The following is an 8,126-nucleotide window of genomic DNA, read 5'->3' on the forward strand; positions in this document are numbered from 1 at the left end:
GTACGGTGCCGACCCGTGAGTGCCCGCAGCCTCTTACTCGGCCTGCTGATCGGTGCGACCGGCGTCGGCGGTCTGGCCGTCACCGGTACCTCCCCTCTCGGCATCAGCTTCACACCAGCCGCGCAGCAGGAGACCACCGACGCAGCGACCCAGTTCGGAACAGGCAACGCCGCAGCACCCAACAGACAGACGCCGTCTGACAACACCGGTGCCGGTGCTGCCACGGCTTCGTCGTCTTCTTCCGCTCCCACCACGTCTTCGACGACGGCCACGCCTTCTTCCTCATCGTCAGCGGCTCCCACCACCACGACGCCTCCCGAAGCGCCGCAGCCGCCCGCTCAGCCCCCGCAGCAGCCCTCCGGCCAGACGCCGGAGCAGGCCGTGCTGGCGCTCGTGAACGACGCCCGCGCCGCGAAGGGCTGCAAGGCCCTCGTGATCGACGACCGCATCACGACCGCCGCCCAGGCGCACAGCACGGACATGGCCAACCAGAACTACTTCTCGCACACGTCGAAAGACGGCAGAACGTTCGACGTGCGGATGAGGGAAGCCGGCTACCCGAAACCCGGCGGCGAGAACATCGCGAAGGGGTACACCACGCCCGAGCAGGTCATGCAGGGCTGGATGAACTCCACGGGCCACCGCGAAAACATCGAGAACTGCAGCTTCATCGCCATGGGCCTGGGACTCGACACCCGCGGCAACTACTGGACCCAGAACTTCGGCCGTTGACGTCTTGAGCAGGGGAAACTTCGTGTACGAGAGCCCGGAACCGGACTCGCGCTCGCGCTTTCGCGGTGCACCGCAGATCGTCCTGGCCGCGTCCGGCGTGGTCCTGGCGACCATCTTCGCCGCTGTCGCGTCGCTGGCGGCGGGCTCGAACAGCGCCTCCGAGTCGCCGTCGAACCAGCCTCCGCGCAAGGAGGCCGTGCGCGACGCCCTGAGCATCGTGCCGACGTCCTCTCCGGCTCCGTCGTCGGTCGAGCAGACCTCGTCGTCCGTCGAGACGACGACCTCGACCACCACCACGACGAAGAAGCCGACGCGCATAACGACCATCACGCGCCCTGACGGCACCACGACCACCGTCACGACCGACGACCCGCCGCCGGTGATCACGTCGACTACGACGACCACCACGACGACGACGGAACCGACGACAACGACCACCACGACGGACCCGACTACAACGACGACGAGCCCCTAGGGTTACGCCAGTCACCGGCCAGTGACGCAGAGCTACACGAAGGTGTGGCGTCACTGAGGCTTTGGTGCGTTTCCGCCGATAACTCGAACGCAAGTCCATCCGACCGGGTTTCCCACGAGGAGATGGGTGTGTTCGAGGAAGATCATCCGCAGTCACCAACCGAACCCGCGCCGAAGAAGCGCGTGGGCACCGCCGTATTGCTGGCTGCGGGCGGCGTGGTGGTAGCGACCATGTTCGCCACGGTCGCGTCCATGCTCGCCGCGAGCGGCCAGGAGGCGAACCCGGAACGCACGTCCGCGGACGTCGTCCAGACCATCACCAGCGTGGCTCCTGACGGCAGCACCAGCACCGTCGTCGTCACCGTGCCCTCCGACGCACCGAAGTCCTCGGTCACGCCGGACCGCAAGCCGGCCGCGCGCCCCCAGGAACAGCCCAAGCCCGGTGCCCCTGACCAGCCGCAGCCGGCCACGAACCCGGCCCAGACATCGCAAACGCAGAGCAACCCGCCCACGTCGTGGACGGAACCGCCTTCGTCTTCCTCTTCTTCGGCGTCGTCGACGACCGCACCGCCGTCGTCCTCGTCTTCGAGCTCTGCCGCGCCGGCCCCGAAGCCCTAGACCTCGAACCGGTAGCCCATACCGGGCTCGGTCAGCAGGTGCCGCGGCCGCGCGGGCTCCGGCTCCAGCTTCCTCCGCAGCTGCGCCAGGTAAACCCGCAGGTAGTGCGTCTCCTTGTCGTACGCAGGCCCCCACACGTCCCGCAGCAGCTGCTTCTGCGCGACGAGCTTCCCGGCGTTGCGCGCGAGGACCTCCAGCAGGCCCCACTCGGTGGGCGTGAGGTGGACCTCGGCCCCGTCCTTGAGCACGCGCTTGGCCGCGAGGTCGACGGTGAACGAGGCCGTCTTCACGATCGGCTCGTCCTCGGGACCCGCGACGGCCGAGCGGCGGACCGCGGCGCGCAGCCGGGCGAGGAGCTCGTCCATGCCGAACGGTTTTGTCACGTAGTCGTCGGCGCCGGCGTCCAGGGCGTCGACCTTGTCGGTCGAGTCGGTGCGGGCGGAGAGGACGATGATCGGCAGGGTGGTCCAGCCGCGCAGACCGGCGATGACGTCCGTGCCGTCCATGTCCGGCAGGCCCAGGTCGAGCACCACGACGTCCGGTTTGCCGTCGGCCGCGAGCTTCAGCGCCGTGACGCCGTCGTGGGCCGTGAGCACCTCGTACCCGCGGGCCGAGAGGTTGATCCGCAGCGCGCGCACGATCTGCGGCTCGTCGTCGACCACCAGTACCTTCGTCACTGAACCCTCTCATCGACGGAGAGCGAGATCACCACGGTGAGGCCGCCACCGGGCGTGTCCTCCATGCTGATGGTGCCTCCCATCGCCTCGGTGAAGCCCTTCGCCACGCTCAGACCGAGACCAACGCCACCCGGCGTGCGGTCGCCGAGACGCTGGAACGGCGCGAACACCTCGTCCGCCGTACCTTTCGGCAGGCCGCGGCCGTGGTCCACCACGCGCAGCTCGACCTCGTCGCCGTGCGCGGAAGCCCGCAGCGCCACCGCACCCGCATAGCGCAGCGCGTTGCCGGCGACGTTCGCGATCACCCGTTCGAGAAGCCCGACGTCGGCGCGCACCGGCGGCAGCGACTCGGGGACGTCGACCTCGATGTCGCCGTTCAGGCCGCTCAGGGCCCGTGCCACGGCCTCGTAGTAGCCGACCGCGCGGAACTGCGGCTCGACGGCGCCCGTGGCGAGACGGGACGAGTCGAGCAGGTTGTCGACCAGGCCGGTGAGCCGGTCCGCCGACTCCTCGACCGCCTCCAGCAGCTCGGCGATGTCCGGCTCCGACAGCTTCAGTTCAGGGTCGCGCAACGAGCCCACGGACGCCTTGATCGAGGTCAGCGGCGTGCGGAGGTCGTGGCCAACGGCGGAGAGCAACGCGGTGCGCAGTTCGGTGCGGGAGGCCTGCCGCTGGGCTTCGAGGGTCTGCTCGGCCATCCGCTGCTGCCTCAGCGCGAGCAGTGCCTGGCCGGCGGCCGCCTCCAGCACTCGACGGTCGGACGCGGGCAGCGAACGGCCGCGCAACGCGAGGTGCACGTCCGGGGTCACCGCGATGTCGACGTCGGCCTCGTCGGGTTCGTCGCACGGGCTCGCGCCGACGCACGCGACACGCTCCCAGTCGCCGTCGACGCGCTCCAGCAGCGCGACGGACGTCAGGCCGAAGTTCTCCTTCACCTTCTCCAACAGCCGTGCGAGCGGATACGGGTTCGTCAGCACGGTGCGCGCGTATGACGCGAGAAGTGTCGCCTCGGTGTGAGCGCGCGCTGCCTGCGTGGCACGACGGGCGGCGTAGTCCACCACCAACGCGGTGGAGACGCCCACGATGATCATCGCGAAGAAGGTGAGCACGTTCTGCTGCGCGTCGATGGTGAACGTGTAGAAGGGCTCGGTGAAGAAGAAGTTCAGCAGCATCGCGCTGAACAGCGCAGCCGTGATGGCCGGGCCCAGTCCGCCAACGATCGCGACGACCAGCGTGACCAGCAGGTACGCGATGACGTTCGTGGAGAAGTTCAGGCTGCCCCGCATCGACGCGCCGGCCGCCGTCACCGCGGCGGGCCCGGCGATCGCCAGGAACCAGCCCCACGCGAGCCGGCTCGGCTTGAGCGGGCTGCCCGCGATCCGCGCGCGCCAGCCCCAAGCCGTCGCCGGGTGCGTGACCATGTGCACGTCGATCGCGCCGGACTCCTGCACGACCGTGGAGCCGATGCCCGCGGAGAACACACGCGCGAGCCGTGAACGGCGTGATGTGCCGACCACGAGCTGAGTGGCGTTGACGCCGCTAGAGAACTCCAGCAGAGCCGTCGGCACGTCATTGCCGACAACGGTGTGAAAGGTGGCGCCGACGTCCTCCGCGAGTTTGCGGTACTTCGTCAGTGCGTACGGGTCAGCGCCTGCGAGACCGTCGCCCCTGAGCACGTGCACAACGAGAAGGTCGCCACCCGCGCGCGTGGCGATACGACGCGCGCGCCGGATGAGCGTCTCGCTCTCCTTGCCGCCGGTGATGGCGACGACGACGCGTTCGCGCGTCTCCCACATGTCGGTGATCTGCTGCTCTGACCGGTAGCGCATCAGCGCGACGTCGACCTGGTCGGCGACCCACAGCAACGCGAGCTCGCGCAGCGCCGTGAGGTTGCCGACGCGGAAGTAGTTGCCGAGAGCGGCATCGATCTTGTTCGCGGCGTAGACGTCGCCGTGGGCGAGCCTGCGCCGCAGCGCTTCCGGCGTCAGGTCGACGAGCTGCATCTGGTCGGCTTTGCGCACGACCTCGTCGGGCACGGTTTCCTGCTGTGGAACGCCCGTTATGCGTTGCACGACGTCGTTGAGCGATTCCAGGTGCTGCACGTTGACCGTGGACAGCACGTCAATCCCCGCTTCGAGGAGTTCCTCGACGTCCTGCCACCTTTTTGCATTACGGGAGCCGGGCACGTTCGTGTGCGCGAGTTCGTCGACGACCGCCAGCTCCGGTGCGCGTGCCAGCACAGCGTCGACGTCCATCTCGGTGAGTTCGACATCGCGGTGGGTGGAGTGCCCGCGCGGCACGATTTCCAGGCCGTCGACCAGTTCCGCGGTCTTCGTACGGCCGTAGGTCTCCACAAATCCGATGACCACATCTGTGCCGCGTTCCCGCCGCCGGTGCGCCTCGCCGAGCATCGCGAACGTCTTGCCGACACCGGGAGCGGCACCGAGGTAGATGCGGAGCTCGCCACGCCTGCGTTTCGCACTCACCAGGCCAGTCTGCTCCTGGCCCCACATGGGCTGTTCGGGGGTACGTGCTGCGCCACACGGCCACGCACGTGCGCCTTCCCACAGTTCTGACAGCAGATCTGTCTCGTTGAATCATGCTTCAGCACGGCGACCGTTCGAGTGAGCTTCGCTGCGCTTTTTACGCCGTTTACCAGCACATTTAAGTGTGTCGGACGCGCGCGGTGACACCCCGCGTCACCACAACGGCCGAATGGGTTATCGGCAGTTGGCGGATAGCGCGCAGAGCGTGAATGAGGGAAAGTGCCAGGGTTCGTGTCCGAATTCGGACAATCACATGCGCGCGGAGAAACGATGCCCACCACCGTCACCAACCACGAGGCACTTCAACTCGTGGTGGCCGTGCACCGGCTGGTGCGAAGTCTTCGACAGGCCGCTCCGGCCCGTCGTTTGCAACCCACCCAGTTATTGGTGCTGTCAGAACTGAGCGCCCACGGCCCGATGCGGATCGGCGAGATCGCGGTGCGCGCGCTGTGTTCGCAGCCGACCGCGACAACCGTCGTGACCAGCCTCGAGTCCACCGGCCTTGTGCGTCGCGAGCCCGACGCCGCCGACGGCAGGGCGACGATAGTCGTACTCACCGAAGTCGGTCGCGAGACGATCCTGTCGCTCGCTCACGGCGAAGCCGAACTATTGAGTGAAAGAATGGCCGAACTTTCGCCAGAAGACAGAGAACACCTGCGCTCGGCCATGCCGGTATTGCGCCACCTGGCCGATCCCCACGAGAACAAGTAGGAGCGGGACCCCCCGACGGGTCCCGCTCCAAGGATTACTTGCTGGGTGACACGGAAGTGGGTGGCACCGGGCTCGAAGGTGCGCTTCCAGAACTCGACGGCGGCGTACTCGGCGTTGATGACGGAGCGGACACGCTCGGTGCCACCGTGTAACAGGTGCCGTTTTCGTAGTCGATCTTCGGCCGCGGATACCTGTTAGCCGGAATCATCGGCTGCGGGTCGCTGTCACGGCAGCCGTAGTACTGCCGCTGCGCGTTGATGGGATTGCCGTCCTGGTCGTACAACAGCACGTTCGTGAGCAACTTGCCGTTCTCGTCGTACGCGTAGATGTTCTCGTAGCTCTCCATGACCGGCGCCTGCTGGTACGACGACCGTGTGTTGTACGCGAGGTTGTTCGCGGTCACATCGAGCACCTGGAACAGCAACCCGACCGCCAGCGCCGAGGCCGGCAGGCTGAACCACAGCCACCGCCGGTCGACCTTGGCCCGCGGCCCGGCGAACACCGACACAACCGCGATCGCGGCGATCGCCAGGAACCCGGGAATGTCCCGACCGGCCAGCAACACGGCCCCGAGCCCGAGCAGGCCGGCGCGCGCCAGCCACCACGCGGGCTGCAACGACTTCAGATAGGTGATCGCCCGTTCGGCGGGCGTGCCCACCTCCGGCGTCAGCCACTGCTGGATCTTGCGCGTCTCGGGCAACCCCATGATCTCCGCCTGGACCGGCCCGCGGTCGTGCACCAGCGCCAGGCTGAGCACCAGGATCACACCGGGCAGCAGAAGAAGAAACACCGGTTCACGAAGAGCCGCGACCCCCACGAGCAACGTGATGCCCGTGGCGATCCCCAGCCCCCACGCCGCCGCCCGAGGCCTGCTCAGCAAGCCCTTCTTCGTGGTGACCGGCAACCGCTCAGTGCGCGGCGGATACCCGGCGGCCTGCCTGAGTTCCTGCGCGTACTGCACAGGCGACCCGAGCCGTTGCTCGAGAGTCTCGTTCTCCCCGAGCTCCGTCGACAGTTCCGCGACGTGCGCCTCGACGTCCTCCATGATCTCGGCGACCTCGCCGGGCGGCAGATCGTCGAGGGCGGCACGCATCCCGGCCAGGTAGTACTCGACACCGAGCGCTTGCGTGTTCATGCTGCGACCTCCTCGAGCAGGCCGTCCAGCGTGCTGGCGAACGACCTCCACGTCTCCCTCGACTCAGCCAGGCGCGCCCGCCCGGTCTCGTTGATGCTGTAGTACTTGCGGTGCGGTCCCTCTTCGCTCGGCACCACGTACGAGGTCAGCAACCCCGCGTTGTAGAGCCGCCGCAGCGTGCCGTACACCGACGCATCACCCACGTCGTTCAATCCCCCGGCGCGCAATCTGCGCACCACGTCGTACCCGTACCCGTCGTCCTTGCGCAGAACCGCAAGAACGGCCAGGTCCAGCACCCCTTTGAGCAGCTGACTCGTGTCCATGGCCCCTCCACCGCTGTTGCGCCGTGAACACTACTACGCACTGCGCAGTACTGTCTAACCCGTTGGAGCACGAGCACGGCCTCGCAGGTCGGAGACCTGCGAGGCCGTTGTCGGAGCGCGGTCGTCAGCTCTGACAGCCGGACCCGCCGGTCGGCTCACCGAACTTCACCGCACCGAGCGTGATCTTGGTCTTGGGGTCGGGCGTGCTGCCAGGAGGCTCCGACTGACTCACCACGACCCAGTTCCTGTCGACCAGCTGCTGCCTGCGCTGGCCGGTCGCATCCTCCGAGCCGAGCAGGTAAAAGCCCGCGGCCTGCAACGTGTCCTGCGCCTTCTGCAGGTCGAGGCACACGACGTTCGGCACGGCGCCCTTGGCCGGCGGTGCCTGGCTGGTCGAGCTGTCGGTCGGCTTGCGCACCTTCAGCACCACCTGCGTCCCGCTGGGCGCCTCGGCCTCGGCTTCTGGCAGCTGCGAGACCACCACCCAGTTCAGCGGCTCCAGAATCGGCCTCTTCTGCCCGGTCTCGTCCTCCTCGATCACCCGGTAGCCCCGCACCAGCAACAGCTCTCGCGCTTCGGCGAGCCGCATCTCCACCACCTTCGGCATCTTCGGCCCACTCTGGGTGGACGCGGTGGCGGTGGTTGTCGTTGTGCGCTGAGTGGCGGAACTGCCCGCCTGCCCGCCGGCACAACCGGTGAGGGCGAGCGCGAGCAGGGCGATGGCGATCTTCATTCGGCGGTCTCCTCAGGAGCGGCGGGCGGAATGCTGATCTCGGCGAGCACGGCGCGCAGGCGTTCCACCTCGGCGGGCGCGGCTTCGGCGACCACCTGCCGTCGCCAGCGCTGCAACCGGTACGCGCGATCGACGGTGGCGAGGTAGCAGAGCAGCGCGGCGACCACGGCGCCGGCG

10 protein-coding genes are annotated in these 8,126 nt (G+C 68.1%); 4 read left to right on the top strand and 6 right to left on the bottom strand.

Annotation, left to right across the window (positions count from 1 at the left end; genetic code table 11):
- The first annotated feature begins 15 nt into the window (after positions 1–15).
- The 3 genes from FXN61_RS55625 (at position 16) to FXN61_RS24905 (ending at position 1,824) form a co-directional block, all read left to right on the top strand.
- A complete protein-coding gene (locus FXN61_RS55625; protein ID WP_167976457.1) occupies positions 16–732 on the top strand; it encodes a CAP domain-containing protein in 717 nt (238 codons plus the stop codon).
- A 4-nt stretch (positions 733–736) separates the two neighbouring features.
- Entirely contained in the window at positions 737–1,207 is a 471-nt protein-coding gene (locus tag FXN61_RS24900) for a hypothetical protein (protein ID WP_167976458.1), read from the top strand.
- Positions 1,208–1,335: 128 nt separating this feature from the next.
- Complete coding sequence (locus FXN61_RS24905; protein ID WP_167976459.1) at positions 1,336–1,824, top strand: hypothetical protein; 489 nt, start codon at positions 1,336–1,338, stop codon at positions 1,822–1,824.
- Here FXN61_RS24905 and FXN61_RS24910 read toward each other — a convergent pair.
- Together FXN61_RS24910 and FXN61_RS24915 are read right to left on the bottom strand one after the other, a co-directional pair.
- Positions 1,821–2,501, bottom strand: a complete 681-nt coding sequence (locus tag FXN61_RS24910) for a response regulator (RefSeq protein ID WP_167976460.1) — start codon at positions 2,499–2,501, stop codon at positions 1,821–1,823. The two genes, FXN61_RS24905 and FXN61_RS24910, sit on opposite strands and share 4 nt — an antisense overlap.
- Positions 2,498–5,014: a sensor histidine kinase gene (locus FXN61_RS24915; RefSeq protein WP_167976461.1), complete on the bottom strand. Its 2,517-nt coding sequence runs from the start codon at positions 5,012–5,014 to the stop codon at positions 2,498–2,500. The genes FXN61_RS24910 and FXN61_RS24915 overlap by 4 nt, the downstream gene beginning before the upstream one ends.
- A 303-nt stretch (positions 5,015–5,317) precedes the next feature.
- On the opposite strand from FXN61_RS24915, the gene FXN61_RS24920 reads away from it, so the two are divergent.
- Positions 5,318–5,758 carry a MarR family winged helix-turn-helix transcriptional regulator gene (locus FXN61_RS24920; protein WP_167976462.1) on the top strand — a complete coding sequence of 147 codons (441 nt, stop codon included), beginning with the start codon at positions 5,318–5,320 and terminating at the stop codon, positions 5,756–5,758.
- Between the two features lie 34 nt (positions 5,759–5,792).
- On the opposite strand, the gene FXN61_RS24925 is transcribed toward FXN61_RS24920, so the two are convergent.
- From FXN61_RS24925 to FXN61_RS24940, 4 genes are all read right to left on the bottom strand, one after another.
- Positions 5,793–6,893 (bottom strand): DUF1700 domain-containing protein, encoded by a 1,101-nt coding sequence (locus FXN61_RS24925; protein WP_167976463.1) that lies wholly within the window; start codon positions 6,891–6,893, stop codon positions 5,793–5,795.
- Positions 6,890–7,216 carry a PadR family transcriptional regulator gene (locus FXN61_RS24930; protein ID WP_167976464.1) on the bottom strand — a complete coding sequence of 109 codons (327 nt, stop codon included), beginning with the start codon at positions 7,214–7,216 and terminating at the stop codon, positions 6,890–6,892. The genes FXN61_RS24925 and FXN61_RS24930 overlap by 4 nt, the downstream gene beginning before the upstream one ends.
- Positions 7,217–7,340: 124 nt before the next feature.
- Positions 7,341–7,949: a PASTA domain-containing protein gene (locus FXN61_RS24935; RefSeq protein WP_167976465.1), complete on the bottom strand. Its 609-nt coding sequence runs from the start codon at positions 7,947–7,949 to the stop codon at positions 7,341–7,343.
- Positions 7,946–8,126, bottom strand: a 181-nt coding sequence (locus FXN61_RS24940; RefSeq protein ID WP_167976466.1) for a hypothetical protein, incomplete at its 5' end; no start/stop codon positions are given. The genes FXN61_RS24935 and FXN61_RS24940, both read right to left, overlap by 4 nt.

The organism is Lentzea indica, assembly GCF_012184385.1.
In the GTDB taxonomy this organism is placed as follows: domain Bacteria; phylum Actinomycetota; class Actinomycetes; order Mycobacteriales; family Pseudonocardiaceae; genus Lentzea; species Lentzea indica.

What these genes read in the sequence shown, in the direction of transcription:
- FXN61_RS24935 (WP_167976465.1), bottom strand. Translation starts at nt 7,949, where the DNA reads ATGAAGATCGCCATCGCCCTGCTCGCGCTCGCCCTCACCGGTTGTGCC.
- FXN61_RS24925 (WP_167976463.1), bottom strand. Translation starts at nt 6,893, where the DNA reads ATGAACACGCAAGCGCTCGGTGTCGAGTACTACCTGGCCGGGATGCGT.
- FXN61_RS24915 (WP_167976461.1), bottom strand. Translation starts at nt 5,014, where the DNA reads ATGTGGGGCCAGGAGCAGACTGGCCTGGTGAGTGCGAAACGCAGGCGT.
- FXN61_RS24930 (WP_167976464.1), bottom strand. Translation starts at nt 7,216, where the DNA reads ATGGACACGAGTCAGCTGCTCAAAGGGGTGCTGGACCTGGCCGTTCTT.
- FXN61_RS24920 (WP_167976462.1), top strand. Translation starts at nt 5,318, where the DNA reads ATGCCCACCACCGTCACCAACCACGAGGCACTTCAACTCGTGGTGGCC.